The organism is Duganella rhizosphaerae (assembly GCF_040364205.1).
Classification (GTDB): Bacteria; Pseudomonadota; Gammaproteobacteria; order Burkholderiales; family Burkholderiaceae_D; genus Rugamonas; species Rugamonas rhizosphaerae.
Genome location: NZ_BPWK01000096.1, coordinates 1 through 223, shown reverse-complemented (window position 1 = coordinate 223; position 223 = coordinate 1). Strand labels below are relative to the sequence as shown.

The 223-nt window shown below is 69.1% G+C and carries 1 protein-coding gene; it reads left to right on the top strand.

The features are described 5' to 3' along the window. Positions 1–223: hypothetical protein (locus RUGAMON1_RS32770; protein WP_445234441.1), on the top strand; the 223-nt coding region annotated here is incomplete at both ends.

Here is a 223-nt window from a genome sequence, read left to right as displayed (position 1 = left end):
GAAGTCCGACGCGATTGCCGCCCTGAGCGCCAATCAGGTCAAGGCCCTGACCACCAATCAAGTGGTGGCGCTGACCACCGCCGAAGCTGCCGCGCTGAGCACCGCGCAAGTTGCCGCGCTGTCGACCGATGCGATCGCCGCGCTGGAAACGGCCGATCTGTCGGCCATCAAGACCGCCGCCATCGCCGCCCTGAGCTCCGCCCAGGTCGCCGCGCTGACCACC